This is a genomic window from Desulfonatronum thiodismutans (genome assembly GCF_000717475.1).
Taxonomy (GTDB): domain Bacteria; phylum Desulfobacterota; class Desulfovibrionia; order Desulfovibrionales; family Desulfonatronaceae; genus Desulfonatronum; species Desulfonatronum thiodismutans.
Window position 1 is genome coordinate 1 of the sequence record NZ_JPIK01000015.1, and the last position, 22,598, is coordinate 22,598.

Sequence of the window (22,598 nt, forward strand, 5' to 3'; positions counted from 1 at the left end):
GTCTTAACCTCTCTATACTTCGTTACCTATGAAATGGTGACTTGTGACGTGTGGCGTGTGCCCGGGATAACCCAGGATTTTCTCATGCCACTGAACACAACCACCCATCACCAAATTTGTTCTGGTGGCCTTGGCGGAGGGGACACACCCGACCCCATTCCGAACTCGGAAGTTAAGCCCTCCAGCGCCGATGATACTGCGGTTCTAATCGTGGGAAAGTAGGACGCCGCCAGATCATTTCTCAAAACAAAAACGCCTGCTTAGATAACTAAGCGGGCGTTTTTGCGTTCAAATGCCGAAGTGAACGGGAATGAAACGGTGACTGCTTTTAAATGAAGAACGCTGCTTCATTTACATTCGTGGGACCACTTGGTCGAGCAAGAGGGAGAGACGGTTGCCAATGTCTTTTCCCACGGAAATGATTTCCTCAAGTGAAGTCGGCTCCATGCAGTCCGGAAGGTTTTTGTTCGTTAGGCAGGAAAGCCCTAGGATTTCCATGCCCATCTGCTTGGCAGCGATGGTTTCCATGACCGTGGACATGCCGATGGCATCCGCGCCGAGTCGGCGAAACATTCTGGTTTCAGCCGGGGTTTCCAGGCTGGGACCGAGAATCCCCATGTAAACGCCGCCTTGAAGCCGCTGGCCCAATCGCGACGCGGTGGAGTGGGCCAAGTCGGCCAGCCGTGGAGAAAATAATTGACTCATGTCTGGGAAAAGCGGCTCTCCATAGTTGAGGCCGACTAACGGGTTGCGTCCCGTGAGGTTGATTTGATCGGTGATGACCATGATCTCTCCCGGTTGATAAAGAGGGTTGAGAGCGCCGGCGGCGTTGGTTATGATCACCTTTTTTACCCCCAGCAGTCCCAGGGTACGCAAGCCAAAGCAGACCTCGTCCGGCGTATATCCCTCGTAAAGATGAAAACGGCCCTGGAGAGCCAAAACGGGAACATTTCCGACCCGTCCCGCGCAAAGCCTACCTGCATGACTTTGGACGGTGGCTTTTGGAAAGTCTGGGATCTGCGTGTAATCAATAGCCTGAAAGGCTTGCAGGGTTTCCACCCATTGACCAAGTCCGGTCCCGAGGATAATGCCAACAGGAGCTGGCGAGCGAGAAATGAATCGAGGGGACAGAGCTTCGGCCGCCGCGGTTTCTAGCTTAAGAATGGTGCTGGTCATCTCTGGCTTTTCTCCTGGATGCTTGTTTATGTATTATGTATTTTGAGATACCACGAGAGGCGGGCACTTTGCCCCTCGGCGTTTTTTAATGTTTCATTTTGAAGACAAAGGGCGATAAAAGCAATGAATAAGACGACATTATTCGGTATCATTGCCGGTACGTCTTTGATTCTCATCGCGATTTTCCTTGGCGGAGCAGTGGACACCTTTGTCAATGTTCCCGGCTTTTTTATCGTTGTCGGCGGGACATTGGCTGCTATCTGTGTCAATTATCCTCTCAACGATATTATTCAAGCGCACACGGCGGCTTTTAAAATTTTTCTTTCACGAAAGGTGCGTGAGATCGATGTGGTGAACACAATGGTCAAGATCGCGGATATCAGTCGCAGAGAGGGGTTGCTGGCACTAGAAAACATCAAGACCGAGAACATGATCCTAAAAAAAGCCTGCCAGCTGATTGCCGACAACGCGGATCCCATGTTGATTCGGGAAATGTTGGCCATTGAGATCGCCTCATTGCGTCGTCGACATCATATTGTACACGATGTCTTCAAGCGAATGGGGGCTTATGCTCCCTCCTTCGGTATGATCGGTACGCTGATCGGCCTCGTGCAGATGCTGGCTTCGCTACATGATCCGTCATCAATTGGTCCGGCCATGGCCGTTGCCTTGCTGACCACTTTCTATGGCGCCATGATGGCCAGCTTGGTCTTCCTGCCTGTTGCTGGAAAATTGCGGAGCCAGAGTCAAGAGGAAGTTTTACATCTGTACATTATTTTTGAAGGCGCGAAATGCATTCTCGAAAACAATAATCCACGGCTCGTCTACGAAAAACTCTCTTCTTTCGTTCCTCCCAAGGACCGTCGCAGTGAACGCTGATTTTCAATCTTCTCCTCAAAATTCCGTTGGCTTGGAGTCCGAACTCGGCGAGAATGCCGAGGACGAAAAAGACTGGATGGTGACATTCACGGACATGTGTTTGTTACTCCTGGTCTTCTTTATTCTACTTTTCACCATGTCGACATTTGATGACGCTCGTTTTGAGGAGACCTTTTACTCCGTGCGCATGGCTCTGGGCGATACCATGGGAGGTACGCTTGGAGCAGATAGAATCCCCGCCGAGGACATTGGTGTGTTTATCGATCAGGCGATGATGCACAGACAGGTGGTTGAGAATCAGCAGCGTATTTTTTCTGATTTTCGTTATTATCAGAATACCAAGGGGTTGGAAGGAGTCGTTGGAGCCATATTTGATGAAGGAACGATCACCTTGCGGGTACCGGGCGATGTTTTGTTCGGACTGGGGCAGGTCAACTTGACTCCCGAAGGACGGCGCGTCATCGCGGAACTTAAGGATTTTTTTATTCGGTATCACGATCAAACCATTAATATTCGAGGCTTTACGGATGATATTCCCCCCCGAAGCGGTGGACGATTCGAAGATAATTGGGAAATATCCGCCTTGCGTGCCGTGAATGTCTTACGCTATCTTATGGAACTCGGCATTGAGCCGGTACGTCTGACGTCCACTGGGCTAGCGGAAATGTATCCTCTGTTTCCTAATACCACTGACGAGAATCGAAGCAGAAACAGACGAGTCGAATTCGTCTTGGAGAAGCGCATTGGGAATTGAATTGCTCGACTTTTCGGTCGACTATCCAGGTGACGATTACCAGGACCACAAAAGACGGGCCGTCCGCGTCCATTTGCCGGGACTCAGTGTTTGGGTTTCGGAACGGGATGCGTCCTATCCAGTTGTTGATTTGAGCACTTTTGGGCTGGCCTTCAAGGATGAATCCAAATCCCATCGTGTTGGAGAAGGCTTTTTGTTGGACGTGCATGTCCAGGGAAAAGTCTGGATTGCAGGGCTTGAGGCCAAGATCGTCGCGATCCGGGATGACATCCTGGTGGCGTGTACGTTCCCGAGTATGTCCAAGCTCCAGGAGCAGCGTATGGACAAGCTCAGCCTGGAAATTCAAAAGCGATGGATCAGGAATCGTAAACTTCAGAAACAGCAGGGCAAGGATGAAGCAAACGCGAAGCAAACATAAAGTTCTTATCGCCAATCGTGGCGAAATCGCTATTCGGATCATTCGGGCCTGCGAGCAGCTCGGCTTGGATTTCGTCTGCGTCACCACCAAGGAGGACGTGGCGTCCGGGCATTGCCGTCTGGCCGTGGAGTTGGGTGGTGATCAGGCTTTGTACAGGATCAGTTCCTACTACGACCCAAACGAAATGTTTTCGGTGGCGGATGTCTCTGGGGCGACCGCCATCCATCCTGGGTACGGGTTTTACGCCGAGGATCACCGGTTTGCCCGTCGTGCCAGCGAGCGCGGCCGTCCGTTGATTTTCATCGGGCCTTCCTGGGCCGTTATTCGAGATCTTGGAGACAAGATCAATACCAAGCGCTTGGCCCGGAGTCTGAACATTCCGACCATCCCCGGCTCGGATCGTCCGCTGTACGATGAGATCGAAGCCGAGAGCATCGCCGAGGCCCTTTTTTCATTTCAGGTGGATCAAGGCGTGCATAGGCCGGTGGTTTTGGTCAAGGCTTCCGCCGGAGGCGGGGGCATGGGGATCGAGGAAGTCAATGACCCGGATAAATTTCGAGCTACCTTTCGTCGGGTGCGCAACTACGCCAAACGACAATTTCGAGATGAAGGCGTGCTGGTGGAGCAACGTATCTTTGACTTCAACCACCTTGAAGTGCAGATCGTGGCCGAACGTTCCGGGACGAACATCGTCCACTTCGGTACCAGAAACTGTTCGGTGCAAAGTATCGGGCGGCAAAAGCGGATCGAAGTCGCTCCTGGCTTCACCCCGCAATTCGTGACGTATGCCTTTGATGCCGGAGAGGTGCTTGATTCCATTATCAACCATTCCCTGACCATGGCCAGGGAGGTCCGTTACGACAACGTCGGCACCTGGGAGTGGATCGTCACGCCGAGCGGGCAGCCGTTTTTGCTGGAAGTGAACACCCGTATCCAAGTGGAAAACGGGGTCAGCGCCATTATTTCCAGGCTTCCGGGGAAAAAGCAGGTCAACTTGATCGCGGAACAGATCCGTTTGGGTCTGGGCGAGCCCATGGGATACGCCCAGAAAGACATCGTATTCGACGGTGTCGGGATCGAGTACCGGATCATCGCCGAGGAGCCGGATAACAAGTTCGCCCCCTGGGTCGGGCGAATCGACCGTTTCTCTTGGAAAGACGAGCCTTGGGCCCAGGTCTTCACGCATGTACCCACGGACAAACCGTACGACATTCCAACCGAATACGACCCAAACCTAGCCTTGGGCATTGTCTGGGGAGAAACGCTGCATCAGGCGCGGGAACGTGGTCAGGCGTTTCTGGACAATTTGGTGCTGGAAGGCAAAAATGCCCAGGGGGCGCCGTTGCAGTCCAACATCGCTTATTTGCGTCAAAAAACGGATATGCTGCTGATGTTTTGAATTTCTCCATGAGAAGTTTGACGTATACACTTCGAGAGCATCATTCGAACGCCCCTCATCCGTGAAGTCATGGGAACAGGGGTTTTGATTAGGATTTTTCATGCCTTTGCAGCCGAGAATCACTTGGGCCACGAGATGCTGACTTGAGAGTTCGGAGTTTTCGTCCGGGTCTCTTCGCACCGTGGAGGACACAGCTCAAGGATTGTCCGCACCAACCCTTATTGGCACTTTAGAGAATAAATCGTGATGGATATAGATAAAACCATTTTTGATCTGCGTGAGCGGCTGAAATACATACAGGATATTTTCGGCCCGAAAGAAAATGAGAATGTTTTGCTTTTGCGGGCCAAACTTCAGGAGTTCGAGGAGCAGTTACCTAAGCTTGATCCTTCGGAACAGATTCGGCAGACTTCTTCACTAGAGGATTTGTTCGGTTTTCTGGAGAAAAAACTGGAACGACAACTCACGCCCATGGACAGGGTCCGGATCGTTCGTCATCCTCAGCGGATTTCATTGAAAGACATTCTGGAGCATGTCTATGACAACTACACGGAAATTGGTGGTCAGGACGAGTACAGCGTAGACCCCAGCATGTTGATTGCCAGAGCCTACATCACCCGCCGAGTGGGCAACAAGGTCTTCAACCAATCCGTGATGGTCATCGGCCAGGAGAAAGGCCATGGCCAGGAGTTCCGCAACGGCGGTTCGGTCAAACCCTGGGGAAACGCCAAGGCCTTGCAGTATATGAAGGTCGCGGAAACCGAGAACATTCCCATCCACGCCTACGTGAACACGCCCGGTGCGTTTCCCGTTGAGGACTATCCCGGAGCGGCCCAGCAGATTGCCCGGAATATTTATGAAATGGCCGGACTGCGGGTCCCGGTGATCGCCATTTTTTCCGAAGGCGGGTCCGGAGGCGCGGAGGCCATCGGGTTGGCCGACGTGCGGCTGATGCTCTCCCACGGGTATTATTCAGTGATTTCCCCGGAAGGCGCGGCGGCCATTGAGGGCCGTATCAGACAGGGGCAGCGAGTTCCGCCGGATTTGGTGGAGAAGTGCGCAAAACAGCTCAAGATCACCGCTGAAGACAACCTGGCCCTGGGGCTCGTGGACAGGATCATCCAGGAGCCTGTGCTGGGAGCGCGGACGGAACATTTTGATTTTTTCCGAACACTGCGTCAGGAAGTGATCAACGCCACGGATGAAATCGTCTTGCGGGTTCGCGGGATGAACTACTTCCGGGCCAAGGCCGTCATGCGCCAGAAGAAGTCTCCCGGAGCTAACGCGGAGAATATTTTCGTCCGTTGGAAGCTCGGCGGAGCTGCTCGGGAACGATTGCTTTGGAAGCGCTACCAGCGCTTTATGACCATGAGCCAACATGCCGTGCTGGATCGACGCTCTCTGGGGCGAAGAGTATATGACTATGGGACGGATCTGGGGTGGTCGGTTTATTCCTTTTTCAAGTACGATTTTTGGCGCAAGCACCAGAAAAAGGTAACCCAGGTAGCCGAAGACGTGGGAGCCGAATTTCAGGTGGTGCTGAACAAGTGCTTCGCGCCCATCAAGCGGATTAAAGGCTCCCTGACCGGAAGCGAGGGAGACGGAGGCGGAGATCAGTGCCAGCTGACCCAACTGTCCCGTTGGGAGGAGCGCGAGGCGGAGTCGAAAAAAGAGTATCTCAGCCCCAAGGCCAAACAGGACCTGACCATCACCTGCCCCAACACGCCGATTCACGGCTGTCTGGATATGTGGGCGCCGGACCTGTTCGGCGAGTGGGCCGGGGTCTGCATTCACTGCGGGCATCATTTTTCGATGGAATACGAATGGTATTTGCATAACGTGTACGACCCGGATTCCATCAGGGAATTCAATGCGCAGATCGAGGCAAAGAATCCTTTAGGTTACGAGGGCTTGGACCTGAAACTTGAGGAAGCCAAGCGCAAGACGGGATTGAAAAGCTCGTGCATGACCTTCGAGGCCACCATCGATGGCGTGAACGTGGTTACGGCCATGCTCACTGCAGGCTTTCGAGGAGGCTCTGTCGGCGCGGCGGAAGGAGAGAAGTTCATTCGTGCCGTGGACCGGGCGCGGAAGAAGCACTTCCCGTTCATCGCCTATGTCCACGGTACGGCCGGAATCCGCATTCAGGAGGGTACCCTGGGCGTCATCCAGATGCCGCGGTGTACCATGGCCGTTCGGCGCTACCTGGAAGACGGCGGGCTCTATCTCGTGGTGTACGACACGAATTCCTACGCAGGCCCCGTGGCCAGCTTTCTGGGTTGTTCCCCGTACCAATTCGCGATTCGTTCCTCCAGGGTTGGTTTCGCCGGTCCCGGCGTGATTCAGGAAACCACGGGAATGCCCGTGGAGCCGCACTATCACGGAGCATATCAGGCTTTGTCGCGCGGGCATATTCAGGGCGTCTGGGATCGCCGTGAGATGCGCAAGAACGTATACCAAGCCCTCCTGACCGTGGGAGGAAGGAATTTGTATTACCGCTGATCGCCTACGATCTCGGCCTTTAGCTTTGCCGAGGCCTCGTGCGAGTACGGGAAAAACATGGAAGTTGGGGGTGCTGATTGCTGAACATAACCGAGCTGCTGGATGAGATTAAGGCTTCTCCCTTCGAGGAAGTTGTCATCACGGCGCCGCATACCGGGACCGTGGAGTTTGTGGTGGACGCTCCGGGGGCGAACGTCGTCGGGCCGTCCGGAGCGTGGCGTGAAAAGCCTGGGACGTTGCTCGCCCGTCTTGACCGGGAAAAGAATAAGAAGCCGATCCATGCCGCCCTTAAGGGCGCTGTGGAGCATGTACATACGGAACTGGCGGGACGATTCGTTGAGGCCGGAACGCGATTGATGACCATTCGGCATTTTCTCAGCAAAGAGGAAGTGCTGGATCGGCTGTTGCGGAAGACGTTGCACCTGTTCAACGCGCCGGAGCGAGCCAAGTACTATTTTCGCCCGGACATTGACATCAAAGTAAAGTCCAAAGGGTGTCAGTCCGTTGAGGTTCGACCGGATATGGACCTGTTCATCGTTTCGCGGATGAAACGGGAAAGCCAGTTGAATTACGTCGGGCCGGAAGGCATCATCTACGCCGTGTATTTCGAAGCCAATCAAAACGTCGACGCTGGAGCGCCCCTGATCGGCGTTTGCCGCAAGGATGAGCTTTCCGCGATTCAGGATGTGGTCAGCCGGGTTCAGAGCGAATGGGAAGAACAGGGCTGACTCCTTGGTACTTCGGACCAACCCGTATCCAGCACTCTAGAGAAGAGAGGAAAAGCATGGGCAAGGTTTTGCAGATTCGCGTCAGCGCAACCACGTATGATCCGGATGAAGTGTATCGGCAGTGGCCCGCACTGAGCAGGCTGAGCTGGGGTGAAAAACACTACGCTGATTTGAAGGTTGTCGGGGTTCGGGAATTGGTGGCCGCGCTGGAAGATAAATGGAAGTTCGGGGAGGATTGGCCTCAGGATCTCAAAAATTCCCTGGCAAAGGATGTTGGAGCCTTGCGAGAACTGGATCGGCGCTTGGAAGACGCCCTGGCCGATCGTCAAGCCGATGCGGCCGACCGGATCACCTATGAATTGGAAGACGCGCTGGATGAACTGGAAGGCTTGGTCAAGAAGCAGACCTTCCTGACACCGTAGGAGGAATCATGAGTGGATCGCTGAATAAAGTCATCCTTGTCGGCAGGCTCGGGCAAGACCCGAAGCTGGCCTATACCCAGAGCGGACAGCCGGTGGCCAACTTCACCATGGCCACGGACGAGTCCTACACGGACAAGGACGGTCAGAAAGTTGAGAAAGCGGAATGGCACCGGGTGGTTGTCTGGGGCAAACAGTCCGAGTTCGTGGGGAACTACATGACCAAGGGCCGGTTGGTGATGGTGGAAGGCAAGCTCCAGACCCGCAAGTGGCAGGACCAGCAAGGTCAGGATCGATACACCACGGAAATCGTGGCCCAGCGGGTCCAGGCCATGGATTCCAAGGGGCAGCGCACCGAGGACGCCCCCATGCCCGAGGATCGCCACGCCCCGGGGCCCATGGCTCAACCTTCAGAAAGTGGAATGGATGAAGTGCCCTTCTGAGTGGCCCGTATTCAAAAGAGTCAGTGGAACCCACAAAGCCCCGGACGATGTAAAGTCGCCGGGGCTTTGTCGTTCGGCGTGTTCATCGGCGCGATACCCGGGGCGGCATCGCGGACGGAATCGCCCGCCACCGAATTGCCGAATATCGGCCACGAAGTCTTCGAATCAACGCAAAATCGCAATTCTGGTTTCCGGGCCGTATCCGGTTATGGCGGTTTTGCCCCAGCCGCCGGGCTTGATCTCGTTGCCCGGCCTCAACTCGTAGTCTTTGCCGTCGCCCTCGGACGTGACCCAGGCCCGACCGCTGAGGCAGACAACGCGCACCCGTCTTCGTCCGGGGACGGTGGCGATTTGTCTGTCGCGCAGGGTGATTTCCACGGGGCGTCTGGCCAGAAGCAGTCCGGCCAGGGCAAGCACTTTACCGCCAAGGGTGGTCATCCGTTTCCGTAACCATTGCAACACCCCTGTTCCCATGCTCGGTGCATCAACGCGATCCGTGCATCTCCCCGTGACCATGGTCGCCTCCTGAAACTGAAGGTTTCTTCGTACTCATCTCTTACGAATGTGGGCAGTCCTTGACCCGCCGTGGTGAGGAGAGTTAGACCCTGAAATCTGTTTTATGAACAGATACAGAAAAACGAAAAAACAACTATAACAGTTTTGCGGCTAGGGAGAAGAAAAATGGAGATGTCGCGAATGCCTTCCGAGCAATTTCGGTATGTTGCCGTGGAAAAACAGGTCATGGAACAGATCGAACACGGCGTGCTGCGCCCTGGGGACAAACTTCCTTCGCTCCGTAAGCAGAGCAGCAGGCTCCGGGTCAGCCTGGCCACGGTGAATCAGGCGTATTTGGAATTGGAGCGCAAGGGCGTGGTTGAGGCTCGGCCAAAATCCGGTTTTTTCGTGCGCCCCGGCTTTCGCGGCAATCTGGAGCCACCCTGCCGAACTCATTCGGATCTCGTGCCCACCAGCGCCACCCGAGGGGAGTTGATCCGTACGGTGTTCAAGGGGGTTGGCCGGGAGGACATTCTGCCGTTCGGCGTGGCCACCATCGGCCAGGAGCTGTTGCCCATCAAGGCGCTTAGTCGAATTCTCATTTCAATGGTTCGCGAAAAGCCCATGGCCGCGGCGCAGTACGAGCCCATCGAGGGGGACCCGGAGCTGCGAAGACAGATCGCTCTGCGTGTTACGGAGGACGGCGTTCCGTCCCGTCCCGAGGAAGTCATCGTCACCTCCGGTTGCCAGGAGGCTTTGAACATCGCCCTGCGCGTTTTGACCAGGCCGGGGGACATCGTGCTCATCGCGGCTCCGGCATACTACTGTTTTCTGCATTTGCTGGAAAACTTGGGGCTCCGGGCCGTGGAAATCTCCTCCTGCCCTGAAAACGGGATTAATCCCGAAGACGTACGCCGAGCCGTAACCTTGCACGACGTCAAAGCCTGCATTTTCAATCCCAATTTCAACAATCCCGACGGCTCGCTCACCCCGGACGAGGCCAAGAAGGAAATCGTTTCCATTTTGTCGAAAAAGGATATTCCGTTGATCGAGGACGAGGTTTACGCGGATATTCATTTCGGACCGGTCCGTCCCTTGAGTTGCCGGGCGTTCGACTCCAAGGGGCTGGTCCTTCAGTGTTCCTCGTTTTCCAAAACCCTGGCTGCTGGTTACCGCGTGGGCTGGATCATGCCCGGGCGGTATTTCACCAAGGCCTTTGAGGTCAAAGCCACCACCAACATCTGCTCGGCCACGCCGACCCAGCGGGCCGTGGCCGAATATCTCCGGGCCGGGCTGTATCAACGTCATCTCAAGCGACTGCGCGGCGGCATTGAGGAACAGATGCGGCATATGCTCTGCCTTATCGCGCGATATTTTCCAAAATCCACCCGAGTCACCCGGCCCATCGGAGGGGCCGTGCTCTGGCTGGAACTGGCCTCGAGCGTCGATTCCGTAAAGTATTTCTATCGTGCCCTGGAGATGGGCATCGGCGTGGCCCCGGGCGTGGTCTTTTCCAGCCAGGACAAATTCAGCAATTACATCCGGCTTAGTTGCGGCCATGCCGTTTCCCAGGATCTGGAGGCGGGTATTCAAGTTCTGGGCGAGCTGGCCCGGAGCATGGCGACGTAGACAGCCTTGAGTCTGAAGCTGAGGGTTTGATATGTCCCGTGAAGCAGAGAGATGAAAGGATGCCTGTATCTACTCGGTTCATCGAAGGAAAAATCAGACTGGATACCGGCCTTCCGTCGCCGGTATGACTGACTTGGATACGACACTGTGCGAGACGTCATTCCGGCGAAGGCCGGAATCCAGTGCTGGAGAATGGCAATGCACCGCATGTGCTGAATAGTTTCGGACGCCTTGCCAAAATAACAGCTCACGGTCGCAAGTCGAGCAGGATTTCAGCGCCAAGACGTTATTCAGCTTGGGCAGGTGAACTGCAAATCGGTGGAGGCAAGCTGCTTCAGGCCTACATTCGATACCCTTGACGCGGGGGGCTTGCTCAAGCAAGTATCCGGCGTCCTGGCTGTGAAATGAGGTGCATTGAACAGTGACCACCTGCGTTTTGTTTGAGAACGGCTCTGTTCCGTTCGACGCGGGTAAGTGCGCCGCTGTCCGATTTACTCACCGTCGAACCTTCAACCGGCATTGCTTTTATTGCCCACAGAAAACTTCATGCGCGAAATCATACTCATTCAGTTGACCGGTACGGATCGGGACGGTCTTTTGGCCGGGATGATGGATCAGTTGGCCGCGTCCGGGACGACGGTCCTGGACATCTCCCAGTCCGTTATTCACGAGGAATTGTCTTTGGGCGTGCTGGTGGAAGTGCCTCGGGAAAATCAGGCGTCGCCCGTGATCAAAGACTTACTGTTTTGGGCCTACAACCTGGGTCTGACCCTCAAATTTTCGCCGGTTTCCGAGGAAGACTACGAACACTGGGTCGGCCAGCAGGGGCGTCGGCGGCACATCGTGACCCTCCTGGGACGGACCTTGACGGCAGAGAGTCTGGGCCGTCTGGCACGTGTGATCACGGACAACGGACTGAGCATCTTCGGCATTACCCGCCTTTCCGGGCGCAAGTCCCTGGCCGATCCCGCAGCCATGCCCCGGACCTGCGTGGAGTTTTCCGTGCGCGGCACACCGGCGGACATCTCGGCCATGCGCGCCGCTTTTCTGGAACTGTCACGGGAACAGGGCATCGACATCGGCTTTCAGGAGGACAACGCCTTTCGCCGGATTCGGAGGCTGGTCTGTTTTGACATGGATTCCACCCTGATCCAGGCCGAGGTCATCGACGAACTGGCCAAGCGGGCCGGGGTGGGGGAGGAAGTCGCGGCCATCACCGAGGCTGCCATGCGCGGGGAGTTGGATTTTTCCCAGAGCCTGCGCAAGCGGGTGGGCCTGCTGCGAGGGCTGCCGGAGTCCGTGCTGGAGGAGGTGGCCGCGACCCTGCCGCTGACCGAGGGGGCCGAGAGGTTGATCCGCACCCTGAAAAATCTGGGTTACACCATCGCCATTCTGTCCGGAGGCTTCACCTATTTCGGCCGGCGCCTGCAAGAGCGGCTGGGCATCGATTATCTGCACGCCAACGCATTGGAAATCCGGGACGGCCAGCTTACCGGCGGGCTGGTGGGTGAGATCGTGGATGGTCCGGGCAAGGCCCGCCTGCTCAAGGAGATCGCGGCCATGGAGCACATCTCCCTGGCCCAGGTTATTGCCGTGGGCGACGGGGCCAACGACCTGCCCATGCTGGACGTGGCCGGGCTGGGCATCGCCTTTCATGCCAAACCGGTGGTCCGCCGGGGCGCGGGGCAGGCCATCTCCAATATGGGGCTGGACGGAGTGCTCTACTTTTTAGGGCTTCGGGACAGTGAAACCATGGAGGAGTTGGCGGCTCAGGAGTGATCCGACCTGAAACCACCAGGATTATCTTACAACTCCAGCATGCCCCGGATGCCGGTAAAGACGATCTGGGCGGAGAGGGCGGAGAGGATCAGGCCGGTGATCTTGGAGAGGATGGTCAGGCCAAGGCGGCCCACGACCCGTTCGATGGTGTTGGCGGTCAGCAGCATCAGGCCCACGGACAGGCTGGCGCAGATAAAGGCCGCCATGCTGATCAGCCGTTCGCCCAGGGTGTCCACGCTTGCGCCGATGACCAGCAGGGCGCCCACTGTGGCAGGGCCGATGGTGATGGGAATGGCCAGGGGGACCACGCTGATGTCGCCGTCCGTCTCTTGGGTCGGTTCGACCCGGGTGCCCCGGACCAGGGAAACGGCGGAGAGGAAGAGCAGGGCTCCCGCGCCGATGCGGAAGGCGTCCAGGGTGATGCCGAAGACGTTGAAGATGGCGTTGCCGGCCACGGAGAGGATGCACCCGGTCACGGTCACGGCCAGGGCGACGCGCCGGGCCAGGCGTCGGCGTTCGGGAATGGCCAGTTCCTTGGTCATGGACAGGAAGGCCGAGAGGACGAAAAAGGGCGTGAGCAGGAAAAAGAGCTTGATGTACACGCTCACGAAGAGGTTCAGATTTTCGGTCATGACCTCACGCGCTGATCGGGATGACGTAGAGCAATATCGCGAAGAAGTGCATCACGCTGCCAGCCAGGACAAACAGGTGCCAGATGGCGTGGTTGTGCGGCAGGCTGCGCCAGACGTAGAAACCAATCCCGCCGGTGTAGGCCAGGCCCCCAAGGGCCAGCAGGAGCAGCCCGCCGGGGGCTACGGCATGCAAAAGCGGCTTGGTGGCCGCGACGATGGCCCAGCCCATGCCCACGTAGAGGAGCACCGAGAGCACCCGGAAGCGACGCCACGGGGTCAGTTGAAGCACAATGCCCAGCAGGGCCAGCCCCCAGATCGTACCGAACAGGGACCAGCCCCAAGGCCCGCGCAGATTGACCAGGGTGAAAGGCGTGTAGGTTCCGGCAATGAGCAGGAAAATGGCGCAGTGATCAAAGATTCTGAGAACCTGTTTGGCGCCGGGGTGCGTGATCCCGTGGTACAGGGTGGACGCCGTGTACAGCAGGATCATGGTGGCCCCGAAAATGCTGCAACTGACGATGTGCCAAGCGTCTCCGTACCTGCTGGCCAAGCCGATGAGAACCGCGAGACCGGCGACGGAGAACAGAATCCCCACGCCGTGCGTGATGCTGTTGGCGATCTCTTCACGCAGGGTGTATCTTCCAGTGATATTCTGGGTAGATATGTTCTGGGCGACCATGGGAATCTCGCTTTTTTCTAGGTTGTCGGGATCGCGACCATTTTGCGGAGAATTCGAAAAAGATCAATGTTCGAGAGAGCGATCACCATTTACGCGTATTCGAAAACCGGGGTTTCCATTTTGCGGACTGGAGTTTTTGCACCTTGCATCATTTCGTGAATATGTTCAACGGTTTCCGGTGAAAAAAATTCTTCTCCCGTTTCTTTGCAGACCTGTGCGGGAACATTCTCGATGACATAAAACTTGCCATCAAGTTGCAGCGTGTACGTTACGGTTGTGTCGACGAAGGTTTCGCACATGACGGGCTCCTGTGACGGTTCTTATCGTTTGGTCCGGATCCGGTTGTCGATCCACTGTTCAGGGTCTGGCTCATAGGCGGTAATGATCTTCAGAAGGGTTCGATCGAGATGGCCGCAGAGAACATGGAGAGGACGTCCGGAGTAAGTAAATCCTAGAATCAATGCACTTGGGCCGTACTTGTCGTCAGGATAAAACTCGATCATCTCGGAATGTGACAACATGGCTTGCTCAATTTCGCTGTTGGATATTCTTCTCCGCAGCGTTTGGGTAAGAGCATGTTTTGTAAAGAGATATTCGCGAGAGCGGATACTCTCTCGCATTCGTGAGAGTATGTTCGCCGATGTGTCGTGAAGAACAGTCAAAAATCTACACCTTTTGCTCCACATCCGCAAAGCAGGGAATGCAGTAGGTTTCGCCAGCGAAGCGGCGGGTGCGGGATTCCATGGTGGATTCGCCGCAGGCCGCGCAGGTCAGACTGTCCAGGATTTTGGCGGGTCGGGGGGCGAGAACTATCGGCTGGGCCACGGTGAACAGGTCGGCCAGCGGGGCTTCGAAGACGCGTTGACGGGCCTTGGCCTTGAGTGCCTTGGCTCGGGCCTGCTCCTCTTCCGTGGCTGAGCCAGAAAACACTTTTTTCATCAGATCGCGCAGTTCATTGCCTTCCGGCCCCATGGCCTCGCGGTGGAACACGGCCCGCAGGGCCTTCTCATCCGTGGTCCGGTAGAAGGAAAAGGCCGTCTTGCCCAGATCCTTGTGGATCAGGTTGCCCTTGCCCAGGGTGCAGCCGGTGAGTACCTGGATTCCGTCCACCCCGCACATGTCCGTTTCCACCACCGCGATGATCGGGTTTTCGTCGTTGTGCCCGAGTTCCCGCAGGCAAAGCTCCGCGGCCCGCAGGCCGATCCACAGTCCCGGACATTCATGGCCGTGAAAAGAGACGGCCCGGTCGATTTGCTCCTGGGTCAGGGTGCAGTTGGGCATTTTTGTTTTCCTGTTTTTGGGTCGTTGGAGGTAGAGTCCGCTTACCGGGGCACGACCACAGTTTGCCCCTGATGCCGCAGGATGTCCACCTGGACGCCGTAGACCTCGTGAACCATGTCCGGGGTCAGGTCCGTGTTGCAGCCGCAGCAAAAGACTTTGCCCTCCTTGATGAACACGAAGGCGTCGGAGAAGCGGAAGGCCATGTTCAGGTCGTGCATGGTCATCACCGCGGCCAGTTTATGCTCGTGGACCACATGGCGGATGGTGCGCAGGATTTCCAGTTGGTTTTTGAGGTCCAGGCTGCTGGTGGGTTCGTCCAGCAGAAGCACCGAGGGTTCCTGGACCAGGGCCCGGGCAATGCAGACTTTTTGCAGTTCTCCGCCGCTCATCTCGTTGATATGCCGCAGGGCCAGGTGATCCAGGCCGAGCTGTTTCAAGGCCCCGTCCACCATGCGCAGGTCCGCCTCGGAGGTCCGCCAGCGCAGGTGCGGCTTGCGGCCTAGGAGTACGGCGTCAAAGGCGGTCATCCGCCCGGCCTCGTTTCGTTGGGCCACGTAGCCCAGGCGCTTGGCGATGTCCCCGGCGCGCATCCGGAAGACGTCGGCGTTTTCCACCATCACGGCACCGGTTTTGGGTTTGAGCATGGCGTTGATGCAGCGCAGCAGAGTGGTTTTGCCCACGCCGTTGGGCCCCAGGATGGTCAGAACCTGACCCTGGTCCACGCTGAAGTCAAGACCATGCAGAACCATCCGGCCGTTGTAGCCGATGCGGATGTTTTGTACGTCCAGGATCATCGGTTGCGTCCCCGGATCAGCAAATAGAGGAAGGTCGGCGCGCCCAGGAAGGCGGTGAGGATGGACACCGGGAGCATCCGGGGGGCGAGCAGCATGCGGGCAGTGATGTCCGCGGCCAGGAGCAGGCAGGCACCGGTCAGGGCCGAGGCCGGAAGCAGGAAGCGGTGGTCGTCGCCGATGACCCGGCGGACGATATGCGGGCAGACCAGCCCGACGAAGCCGATGATTCCCAGGAAGGAGACGATCACCGCGGTGACCAGGGACGCCGTGAGCATCCCGACCATCCGGACCAGCTCCACCCGGACGCCCAGTCCCCTGGCCGTCTCGTCCCCGGCGTCGATGGCGTTGTAGTTCCAGCGGTTGAGGATGAAAAAAAGCACCGCACCGGACACGACCACGGCCATGAAGCCCACCTCCGGCCACCCGGCCCGGCCCACGTCGCCGAAGGTCCAAAAGACCATGGCCGCCAATTGCACGTCGTCTGCAAAATACTGCAAAAACATGGTCCCCGCGGAAAAGAGCGAGCCCAGGGCCACTCCGCTGAGGACCATCACCTCCGGACTGGCCCCGCGCAGCCGGGCGATGGCGATGATGATCAGCGAGGCGGCCATGCAGGCGATGAACGCGGATAAGGTGGTCAGGTAGGGATTGATGATGCTCACCGCGCCCACCTGGGTGCTCTGCATGGTTCCGGAGCCCAGGAGCATCACGGAGAAGGCCGCCCCAAAGGCCCCGGCCTGGGAAATGCCCAAAGTGAAGGGCGAGCCCAGGGGATTGCGCAGGATGGACTGCATGGCCGCCCCGGCCGCGGCCAGCCCGGCTCCGGCCAGGATCGCGGCCAGGGCATGGGGCAGGCGGATGTTCCGGACGATGATCTCGTACCGGGCATCCTCTCCCAGGCCGAAAAAGGCCAGAACCACTTCCCAGGCCGGGATGCGCACCGCACCGAGGGAGACGGCCAGAATCAGCAGGATGCCGGTCAGCCCGGCCAGGAAGACCAGGAACAGAATCTTGCGGCCGATGTACGCGCTGTAGGTCGTCGGGATCTGGCCGTGATCAAAATGGCTCATGATTACCGGATGTCGATCCGACCAAAGGCCAGGCCCTGGAACTGGCTGTTCATCTCTTCAAACGCCGGGCCGCCGTTCAGGAAGATGGCGATCTCCTCGGCCTTGGCCATGGGGTCAACGTCGGCGAAGCGGTCCTGATAAAGCACCTTGCCCACGTAATACGCGTTGGCGAAGACGGATTCGAAGTTTTGCGTGTAGGAGTTGTAGGGGAACAGACCGTATATCCGTCCGGCATGCACTGCGGACAGGGCTTGGTAGGCTGGGTCGGTTCGGAGTTGGTCCAGGGCGTTGACTCCTGCGTCCAGGCGCATGGTGGCCGCGTCGATGAAGATGATTTTCGGATCCCAGATCACTATCTGTTCCTTGGAAACCGTGGCATGGGATGCCCGCTGTTCAGGGGTTGAGAGCGAGGCGGCGACATTGTTGGACCGGGTGAACGCAAACGGGGCAAAGGACGGTTCCGTGGACTGAAAACCGTGTGGCCCGCGCTGGCCCAGACCACCGATGTAGGTGGACGGACGCTGGTCTTCGGGCACATCCTCGGTGCGGGCAAGCAGGTCCGCCTCCAAGCCGTCGAAAAAGTCGATGACCGTCGCGGCACGCTCCTGAACTCCCATGACTTCTCCGATCAACTCAAGAGAAGTATTCAGCTTTTTGCGACCATAGGTCAGGTTGCCGTACTCCAGGGCGATCACGGGAATGCCGGTCTTGGTCTGGAGCTGCTCCGGGTCGCCGTCGCGGGCGGCATAGGTCTTGAAAATGACCTGGGGCTGGGGATCCAGCCCGGCAATCAACTCCGGACTATCCTGGCCCCGGAATTCACCGAAAATCGGGTAGGTCTTGAATTGCGGATTGGCGATGGCGTAGGGTCGGGCGTCAATGGGTGATCCGTGGACCTCAATGCTGTCCACTGCCACGATCCGGTCATGGGCTTGGAGATAGGTCAGCAAGCGCAGACACCCGGACCCGGAACAAATCACCCGGTCCACCTGGGCCGGAATGACGGACTCGCGACCCAGGGCATCCGTGATGGTCCTGGTGTCTTGAGCCTGGGCCAAAGTCGAAAATAAGACGACAGCCACGATGAGGGCCGCCGGGGAGCCAAACCAAGCAAACTTGGTGCGCATATCTTCTCCTGATTGTGCGGGTTATATGGTCAGCGCGGGCCGGGAAGGGCCGGGGATTAGAACCTGACAGGTTCCAGGAGAAGCCCGAAAAGGCTTTGCCGGATGCTGACCGCGGTTCTGAGCAATGCGCCCAATGAAAAAGCATGTCGGCGCTGTCATACGATTATATCAATATTCAGAATAATGACAATGAAAAATGAGAAAAAGCGACCATGTGTCACGCGTAAGGGGTCTTCGTGTTACGATGGGTCGTCTTTCCAGGAGATTTTTGTCCGTGCCCCGGCTCAGGATTGGCGGGGATTTATCCGAGAAGGATGCGGCGAGTGGTCAGGGTGTGCAGCAGTTCCTGGTCGTGGGTGGCGATGAGCATGGTTCGGGAAGAAGAGGTCAGGGCGTGGAGGACCATGTCCCGGGAACGGGCGTCCAGGTCGTTGGTGGGTTCGTCCAGGAGCAGGATCTGGGGCTGCATGACCAGGACCGTGGCCAGGCTGACTAGGCGCTTTTGGCCTCCGGACAAGGTGTGGGGCTGGCGATGGGCGAGGTGGGACAGGTACAGTTGGTCCAGGATGGCCAGGGATTCAGCCCTGGCCTCGGCCGAAGAGCGGCCCAGGTTCAGCGGCCCGAAGGCCACGTCTTCCAGGACAGTGGGGGAAAAAAGCTGGTCGTCGGGGTTTTGGAAAACAAGACCAACGCCGCGGCGCAGGGCCGCGAGGTCCGCTTTGGTCCGCACGGGGCGGTCTTGGAAAAGCAGGGAGCCCTGGCGAAGCGGGATCAGGCCGACCAGGGTGAGCAGGAGGGTGGTTTTGCCGCTGCCCACGGGGCCGACCAGGCCGACGCGTTCTTCCGAGTGCAGGGAAAGATGGAAGTCTTCCAGAATTGGTGGAGCCGAAGGGCCGTGGGCCACGAAGGCCTGCCGCAGGGCCAGCAGGGGCGGGGTCGTCTTTTGGGTCATCACCAGATCAACCGGTCGTGCAAGGTAATCAGCACCGGAGGGATGCAGAGCGCGGATGCCAGGACCGCTTGGGACGCGGTCCAGGAGCCGTTGTCCAGGGTACGAAAGCGCCCGTTAAAGCCGCGCAGGAGCATGGCTCCGTGGATCCGTTCGGCCCGGGCCAGACTCCGGAGCAAGGTCTGTCCGAAGAGGACGGCAATGGTCCGGTAGGTATGCCGGGAGCACCGAGGGACGAAGCCGCGGGCCAGGGCGGCCCGGTGCAGGCGCTGAAACTCCTCGGCCACCAGGAAGAACTGGCGAAAGGTCAGCGCCAGGAGCAGCGACAATTTGCGGCCCAGCCTCAGGCGGCGCATCGCCTGGGCCAAGGCGGGCACGGACGAAGTGCAGAGCAGGGCGATGAAGACCAGGAGCAGGGCGTTGCCTTTGAGGCTGATCCGCAGGGCCAGGATCAGGCCGTCCTGGCTGAGCCAGGAGACGGCGGCAAGGGCCGGGCCGGGATAGGTCAGGCCGAGGACCAGGGCCAGACCGAGAAAAAAGATGTTGGCCGGGATCAGCCGTACGGCCACGCGGCCCAGGGACAGCCCGGCCAGACGGGTCAGCCCCAGCCCGAAGAGCAGTGCCGCCAATCCGGCTCCGTGACCCTGGACCGCTGAGATCGCGATCAGGCAGACCGCGGAGGTCAGGATCTTGATCCGGGCGTCCATCTGGTGCAGCGGGCTCACGCCCTGGTGCAACGGGCCGGCGTTTCGGCTCAGGGAGCCTTGGGGGCCGAGGGGTTCGTCGAGCATTTCGCCAGTCACCGGGGATGGGTGTTGGTTCCCGTTTTTCGGCGCAGCAGCAACGCGCCCAGACCGGCCAGCCCGACGATCCAGCCGATGCCGCCGACGATTTCCGGGATGCCCGGGCCGCGTTGGCTCAGGGCCAGGATTTCCCGACGCAGAGGGGCGATTTCCTGGCGCACGGCTTCGGCGATGGCCTGCTGGATCAGCGGGGAAAGCTGGGCATGGTCAATGGGGTGATCTGGAAGGGATGGGAGGCCTGTGACCTCTGGGGGTGAGGCCGTTGAAGGTGCGGCAAGTGCGGGGAGTTCCTCGGGCGCAATGGTTTGTTCGGCCAGGTGGCCGGCTCCGTCCGTGGCCTGGATCAGCAGGGGGGCGCGGCGTTCCAGGGCCGTGGCGGGCAGGGCGGCTTCGTAAAGCCCCTGGGCGTCCGTGGCGCCGGAAAGGAGCACGTCGCCGGTGACGGCGTCCTGGACGGTGATGGCCATGTTCGCGCCGATCTGGCCGGTGCCGAAGGCGGTCTCCACCATCAGCCGGTCTCCCTGGACCCAGGCCATGATCAGCAGGCGGTGGGCATGGGCCGTGGCGGTCCACCAGGATGCCGTGACGCAAACCAGCAGCAGGGCGAGAAGCCCAAGGCGGAGTGGGACGGGTTTCAGCATGACGGTCCTCCTTCGGTAACGGGCGGCAGGGCGCAGGTCAGCAGGTCGGGTCGGGTCTGGCCCAGGAAGCCGACCACGAACAGGGTTATCGCGCCCTCAATGGCGGCCACCGGCAGATGGGCCAGGACCACCAGTTTGGCCGCGGTCAGAAAGCCCTGGTCGGTCATGGCCAATGCCGTTCCGGCCAACAGGGCCGTGCCCAGAACCGCGCCCGCGCCCGCCAGCAGTCCGGCACACAGGGCCGGTTTGCCGCCCCGGGCCAGCCAGGGCCGCAGGATCAGGCCGCAGAGCACGGCGGGCAACGCCACGGATGTGGTGTTTACGCCCAGGACCAGCAGGCCGCCGAATTGAAAGAGCAGGGCCTGAAGCAGCAGCCCCACGAAGATCACCGGAAAGGCGACCCAGCCCAGGAGCAGTCCGGCCAGGCCGTTGAGCAGCAGGTGGACGCTGCTGGGGCCCAGAGGAACGTGGATCAGGGAGGCGATGAAAAAGACCGCGGCCAGGGCCGCGGCCAGGATCAGCCGATCCTCGTCCAGTCGGCGCAGGCCGAGCCACAATCCGGGGATCGTGACGGCAGCGCCCAGAGCCAGGACCGGTGCGGAGAGAACGCCTTCAGTGATGTGCATGGTCGGCGCCTCCGTGGTTGGGTTGGGCGGCGGTTGGTTCGGTCAGCCCCAGGCTGTCCATGGCCGTGTCCAGATGGTCCAGCCAGATGGACCGGAAGCAGGGAGATTCGATGGTTCCGGCGGCGTGTTCCCGGACCTCGAATCCGGCCGTGCGCAGCCGGTTGCTCCAGGAAGTGGGTCGGTCTCCGAACATGTCCTTTAGGACGTGATGGCCGCAAACGGCCATGAAGGGCAGCAGCCAGACCGTGGAAACCCGTTGTTCCTGAAGCTGGGCGATAATGGCCGCAAGGCCCGGCTCGCCCATGAGCAGGGCCGTGTGCAGCAGCGGGTCGCGATTCCGGATGTGGGCCTGCAAGTCCAGGTAGCGTTGCTGGCCGTCGTGGTAGGTGCCGTGCCCGGCCAGGATCACGGCTTCATCGGGTCGGCGCTCTTGGGGAATGAACCCCGGCAGACAGTCCGCGACCCGGCGCAGATCCTCCTGGTCGTTCAGAAGGGGCGCGCCCAGGGTGACCTGGATGAATCCCTTGCGCGGGTGTTCGTAGGCCTTGGCCAGATTTTGGGTCCAGAAGTATTCCACGCCGGGAATGGTGTGCAAGGATTGGACGGTCAAGTGAGTCACGCCCTGGTCGTGCATCCGGCTCAGGGCCACGGCCACGCAGTCGTGGGGCAGTCCCAGGTCGGCCAGCTTGCGCCGGACCTTGTGCGCGGTGAACCCCCAGGCCAGGGGAATGCCCGGATACCGGGCGCGGACCTGGGCTTCGAACTGGTCGTAGGCTTGGCGGGCCGGGACCACCGTGGTCCCGAAGGCGACCAGCAGAATGCCCGGACGCTTGGGGCCGGGAGGAGCTTCGGGGCCATGATGATGATCGTGGTCGTGACCGTGCTCATGACCATGATCGCATTTGGAGTGATGGTCGTGATGGTCAAAGGCGAGGCCGTGACGGTGTCGGCCATGTGAGTGCGTATCGGTCTGCATCGATTCCCTCCGGAAAAGAACGGGACGGGAAACGAGTGTTCGGCGTGCTTGGGAGGCTGGGTTGTCGGCGCGTCGGGCCGGGAATATCGGGGCTCTGGCGGGACATCCCCTGAAGCGGCAAAACACCCGTTGCCTTGGGGCCTGATGCCGGTAGGTCTTCTGGCTTCCCCAGGAAGTCGTTCCGCCTTCCCATCCGATTCGGCTGATGTTGCCGAACATGGACAGTGGCGTCTTCAAGAACGCTTCGCTTCTCCCCGAAACATAGGGGGAGCTGGGGTTACAGCGGCGGGTCCGCTCCGGTCTCGCACCGGATTCCCTCTTCGTCTCCATAATGGAGAACCAGCATGTTTCGGACCTCGTATCCGGGAAGGGGGCGGGAGTCAAACAGGCTGGCGGGTG

25 protein-coding genes, 1 rRNA gene and 1 riboswitch are annotated in these 22,598 nt (G+C 58.9%); of the genes, 11 read left to right on the forward strand and 15 right to left on the reverse strand.

What is annotated here, in order from left to right:
* Positions 1–120 precede the first annotated feature (120 nt).
* Positions 121–235, forward strand: a 5S ribosomal RNA gene (gene rrf, locus GY33_RS0112180).
* Positions 236–351: 116 nt separating this feature from the next.
* Here the strand turns inward: rrf and GY33_RS0112185 are convergent.
* Entirely contained in the window at positions 352–1,176 is an 825-nt protein-coding gene (locus GY33_RS0112185; RefSeq protein ID WP_051822585.1) for a purine-nucleoside phosphorylase, read from the reverse strand.
* 123 nt (positions 1,177–1,299) lie between these two features.
* Between GY33_RS0112185 and GY33_RS0112190 the strand changes: the two genes are divergently transcribed.
* The 8 genes from GY33_RS0112190 to GY33_RS0112225 all read left to right on the forward strand — a co-directional run bounded on the left by GY33_RS0112190 (position 1,300) and on the right by GY33_RS0112225 (position 8,718).
* Entirely contained in the window at positions 1,300–2,055 is a 756-nt protein-coding gene (locus tag GY33_RS0112190) for a motility protein A (protein WP_031387600.1), read from the forward strand.
* A complete protein-coding gene (locus tag GY33_RS0112195; protein ID WP_235185520.1) occupies positions 2,045–2,809 on the forward strand; it encodes an OmpA/MotB family protein in 765 nt (254 codons plus the stop codon). The genes GY33_RS0112190 and GY33_RS0112195 overlap by 11 nt, the downstream gene beginning before the upstream one ends.
* Positions 2,799–3,227 (forward strand): hypothetical protein, encoded by a 429-nt coding sequence (locus GY33_RS0112200; RefSeq protein WP_051822586.1) that lies wholly within the window; start codon positions 2,799–2,801, stop codon positions 3,225–3,227. Before GY33_RS0112195 ends, GY33_RS0112200 begins: the two co-directional genes overlap by 11 nt.
* Positions 3,202–4,626, forward strand: a complete 1,425-nt coding sequence (locus GY33_RS0112205) for an ATP-binding protein (protein ID WP_031387603.1) — start codon at positions 3,202–3,204, stop codon at positions 4,624–4,626. Before GY33_RS0112200 ends, GY33_RS0112205 begins: the two co-directional genes overlap by 26 nt.
* Before the next feature lie 246 nt (positions 4,627–4,872).
* Positions 4,873–7,128, forward strand: a complete 2,256-nt coding sequence (locus GY33_RS0112210) for a carboxyl transferase domain-containing protein (RefSeq protein ID WP_031387604.1) — start codon at positions 4,873–4,875, stop codon at positions 7,126–7,128.
* Between the two features lie 77 nt (positions 7,129–7,205).
* Complete coding sequence (locus GY33_RS0112215) at positions 7,206–7,856, forward strand: hypothetical protein (protein WP_031387605.1); 651 nt, start codon at positions 7,206–7,208, stop codon at positions 7,854–7,856.
* 56 nt (positions 7,857–7,912) lie between these two features.
* On the forward strand, positions 7,913–8,278 hold the full coding sequence (locus GY33_RS0112220; protein WP_031387606.1) for a hypothetical protein: 366 nt from the start codon (positions 7,913–7,915) through the stop codon (positions 8,276–8,278).
* Between the two features lie 8 nt (positions 8,279–8,286).
* A complete protein-coding gene (locus GY33_RS0112225; protein ID WP_031387607.1) occupies positions 8,287–8,718 on the forward strand; it encodes a single-stranded DNA-binding protein in 432 nt (143 codons plus the stop codon).
* A 165-nt stretch (positions 8,719–8,883) separates the two neighbouring features.
* Here GY33_RS0112225 and GY33_RS0112230 read toward each other — a convergent pair whose 3' ends face one another.
* Positions 8,884–9,234, reverse strand: coding sequence for a DUF2917 domain-containing protein (locus GY33_RS0112230; protein ID WP_084185143.1), 351 nt, complete (start codon positions 9,232–9,234; stop codon positions 8,884–8,886).
* A gap of 180 nt (positions 9,235–9,414) precedes the next feature.
* Here GY33_RS0112230 and GY33_RS0112235 point away from each other — a divergent pair, with 180 nt between their 5' ends.
* Both GY33_RS0112235 and serB read left to right on the forward strand, forming a co-directional pair.
* Positions 9,415–10,842, forward strand: a complete 1,428-nt coding sequence (locus tag GY33_RS0112235) for an aminotransferase-like domain-containing protein (RefSeq protein WP_031387609.1) — start codon at positions 9,415–9,417, stop codon at positions 10,840–10,842.
* A 546-nt stretch (positions 10,843–11,388) separates the two neighbouring features.
* Positions 11,389–12,621 carry a phosphoserine phosphatase SerB gene (gene serB, locus GY33_RS0112240; protein WP_031387610.1) on the forward strand — a complete coding sequence of 411 codons (1,233 nt, stop codon included), beginning with the start codon at positions 11,389–11,391 and terminating at the stop codon, positions 12,619–12,621.
* A 26-nt stretch (positions 12,622–12,647) separates the two neighbouring features.
* On the opposite strand, the gene GY33_RS0112245 is transcribed toward serB, so the two are convergent.
* The 13 genes from GY33_RS0112245 to GY33_RS0112310 all read right to left on the reverse strand — a co-directional run bounded on the left by GY33_RS0112245 (position 12,648) and on the right by GY33_RS0112310 (position 22,199).
* Positions 12,648–13,253 carry a MarC family protein gene (locus GY33_RS0112245; protein WP_031387611.1) on the reverse strand — a complete coding sequence of 202 codons (606 nt, stop codon included), beginning with the start codon at positions 13,251–13,253 and terminating at the stop codon, positions 12,648–12,650.
* A 4-nt stretch (positions 13,254–13,257) separates the two neighbouring features.
* Complete coding sequence (trhA, locus tag GY33_RS0112250) at positions 13,258–13,932, reverse strand: PAQR family membrane homeostasis protein TrhA (protein WP_051822587.1); 675 nt, start codon at positions 13,930–13,932, stop codon at positions 13,258–13,260.
* A gap of 89 nt (positions 13,933–14,021) precedes the next feature.
* The gene (locus tag GY33_RS0112255) at positions 14,022–14,231 is read right to left on the reverse strand and encodes a YgiT-type zinc finger protein (RefSeq protein WP_031387613.1); all 210 of its coding nucleotides are present in this window, start codon (positions 14,229–14,231) and stop codon (positions 14,022–14,024) included.
* Positions 14,232–14,252: 21 nt separating this feature from the next.
* Positions 14,253–14,618, reverse strand: coding sequence for a DUF4258 domain-containing protein (locus GY33_RS0112260; RefSeq protein WP_051822588.1), 366 nt, complete (start codon positions 14,616–14,618; stop codon positions 14,253–14,255).
* Entirely contained in the window at positions 14,599–15,213 is a 615-nt protein-coding gene (locus tag GY33_RS0112265; RefSeq protein WP_031387615.1) for an FmdE family protein, read from the reverse strand. The genes GY33_RS0112260 and GY33_RS0112265 overlap by 20 nt, the downstream gene beginning before the upstream one ends.
* A 41-nt stretch (positions 15,214–15,254) precedes the next feature.
* Positions 15,255–16,007 (reverse strand): ABC transporter ATP-binding protein, encoded by a 753-nt coding sequence (locus GY33_RS0112270; protein WP_031387616.1) that lies wholly within the window; start codon positions 16,005–16,007, stop codon positions 15,255–15,257.
* On the reverse strand, positions 16,004–17,077 hold the full coding sequence (locus GY33_RS0112275; protein WP_031387617.1) for a FecCD family ABC transporter permease: 1,074 nt from the start codon (positions 17,075–17,077) through the stop codon (positions 16,004–16,006). Before GY33_RS0112275 ends, GY33_RS0112270 begins: the two co-directional genes overlap by 4 nt.
* A gap of 2 nt (positions 17,078–17,079) precedes the next feature.
* Positions 17,080–18,204 (reverse strand): iron ABC transporter substrate-binding protein, encoded by a 1,125-nt coding sequence (locus tag GY33_RS0112280; protein WP_051822589.1) that lies wholly within the window; start codon positions 18,202–18,204, stop codon positions 17,080–17,082.
* A 301-nt stretch (positions 18,205–18,505) separates the two neighbouring features.
* On the reverse strand, positions 18,506–19,156 hold the full coding sequence (locus GY33_RS0112285) for an energy-coupling factor ABC transporter ATP-binding protein (RefSeq protein WP_035272074.1): 651 nt from the start codon (positions 19,154–19,156) through the stop codon (positions 18,506–18,508).
* Complete coding sequence (locus GY33_RS0112290; RefSeq protein ID WP_051822590.1) at positions 19,156–19,944, reverse strand: energy-coupling factor transporter transmembrane component T family protein; 789 nt, start codon at positions 19,942–19,944, stop codon at positions 19,156–19,158. Before GY33_RS0112290 ends, GY33_RS0112285 begins: the two co-directional genes overlap by 1 nt.
* Before the next feature lie 8 nt (positions 19,945–19,952).
* Positions 19,953–20,597 (reverse strand): hypothetical protein, encoded by a 645-nt coding sequence (locus tag GY33_RS21055; RefSeq protein WP_031387621.1) that lies wholly within the window; start codon positions 20,595–20,597, stop codon positions 19,953–19,955.
* Complete coding sequence (cbiM, locus tag GY33_RS0112305; RefSeq protein WP_035272077.1) at positions 20,591–21,223, reverse strand: cobalt transporter CbiM; 633 nt, start codon at positions 21,221–21,223, stop codon at positions 20,591–20,593. The genes GY33_RS21055 and cbiM overlap by 7 nt, the downstream gene beginning before the upstream one ends.
* Positions 21,210–22,199: a sirohydrochlorin cobaltochelatase gene (locus tag GY33_RS0112310; RefSeq protein ID WP_084185146.1), complete on the reverse strand. Its 990-nt coding sequence runs from the start codon at positions 22,197–22,199 to the stop codon at positions 21,210–21,212. Before GY33_RS0112310 ends, cbiM begins: the two co-directional genes overlap by 14 nt.
* A 132-nt stretch (positions 22,200–22,331) precedes the next feature.
* Positions 22,332–22,558: riboswitch (cobalamin riboswitch) on the reverse strand.
* Between the last annotated feature and the right edge of the window lie 40 nt (positions 22,559–22,598).

Excerpts from the sequence above, each read along its gene's own strand:
- GY33_RS0112185 (WP_051822585.1), bottom strand. The coding sequence starts at position 1,176 with ATGACCAGCACCATTCTTAAGCTAGAAACCGCGGCGGCCGAAGCTCTG.
- GY33_RS0112190 (WP_031387600.1), top strand. The coding sequence starts at position 1,300 with ATGAATAAGACGACATTATTCGGTATCATTGCCGGTACGTCTTTGATT.
- GY33_RS0112205 (WP_031387603.1), top strand. The coding sequence starts at position 3,202 with ATGAAGCAAACGCGAAGCAAACATAAAGTTCTTATCGCCAATCGTGGC.
- GY33_RS0112210 (WP_031387604.1), top strand. The coding sequence starts at position 4,873 with ATGGATATAGATAAAACCATTTTTGATCTGCGTGAGCGGCTGAAATAC.
- GY33_RS0112220 (WP_031387606.1), top strand. The coding sequence starts at position 7,913 with ATGGGCAAGGTTTTGCAGATTCGCGTCAGCGCAACCACGTATGATCCG.
- GY33_RS0112225 (WP_031387607.1), top strand. The coding sequence starts at position 8,287 with ATGAGTGGATCGCTGAATAAAGTCATCCTTGTCGGCAGGCTCGGGCAA.
- GY33_RS0112230 (WP_084185143.1), bottom strand. The coding sequence starts at position 9,234 with ATGGTCACGGGGAGATGCACGGATCGCGTTGATGCACCGAGCATGGGA.
- GY33_RS0112235 (WP_031387609.1), top strand. The coding sequence starts at position 9,415 with ATGCCTTCCGAGCAATTTCGGTATGTTGCCGTGGAAAAACAGGTCATG.
- serB (WP_031387610.1), top strand. The coding sequence starts at position 11,389 with ATGCGCGAAATCATACTCATTCAGTTGACCGGTACGGATCGGGACGGT.
- GY33_RS0112245 (WP_031387611.1), bottom strand. The coding sequence starts at position 13,253 with ATGACCGAAAATCTGAACCTCTTCGTGAGCGTGTACATCAAGCTCTTT.
- trhA (WP_051822587.1), bottom strand. The coding sequence starts at position 13,932 with ATGGTCGCCCAGAACATATCTACCCAGAATATCACTGGAAGATACACC.
- GY33_RS0112255 (WP_031387613.1), bottom strand. The coding sequence starts at position 14,231 with ATGTGCGAAACCTTCGTCGACACAACCGTAACGTACACGCTGCAACTT.
- GY33_RS0112260 (WP_051822588.1), bottom strand. The coding sequence starts at position 14,618 with ATGTGGAGCAAAAGGTGTAGATTTTTGACTGTTCTTCACGACACATCG.
- GY33_RS0112265 (WP_031387615.1), bottom strand. The coding sequence starts at position 15,213 with ATGCCCAACTGCACCCTGACCCAGGAGCAAATCGACCGGGCCGTCTCT.
- GY33_RS0112270 (WP_031387616.1), bottom strand. The coding sequence starts at position 16,007 with ATGATCCTGGACGTACAAAACATCCGCATCGGCTACAACGGCCGGATG.
- GY33_RS0112275 (WP_031387617.1), bottom strand. The coding sequence starts at position 17,077 with ATGAGCCATTTTGATCACGGCCAGATCCCGACGACCTACAGCGCGTAC.
- GY33_RS0112280 (WP_051822589.1), bottom strand. The coding sequence starts at position 18,204 with ATGCGCACCAAGTTTGCTTGGTTTGGCTCCCCGGCGGCCCTCATCGTG.
- GY33_RS0112285 (WP_035272074.1), bottom strand. The coding sequence starts at position 19,156 with ATGACCCAAAAGACGACCCCGCCCCTGCTGGCCCTGCGGCAGGCCTTC.
- GY33_RS0112290 (WP_051822590.1), bottom strand. The coding sequence starts at position 19,944 with ATGCTCGACGAACCCCTCGGCCCCCAAGGCTCCCTGAGCCGAAACGCC.
- GY33_RS21055 (WP_031387621.1), bottom strand. The coding sequence starts at position 20,597 with ATGCTGAAACCCGTCCCACTCCGCCTTGGGCTTCTCGCCCTGCTGCTG.
- cbiM (WP_035272077.1), bottom strand. The coding sequence starts at position 21,223 with ATGCACATCACTGAAGGCGTTCTCTCCGCACCGGTCCTGGCTCTGGGC.
- GY33_RS0112310 (WP_084185146.1), bottom strand. The coding sequence starts at position 22,199 with ATGCAGACCGATACGCACTCACATGGCCGACACCGTCACGGCCTCGCC.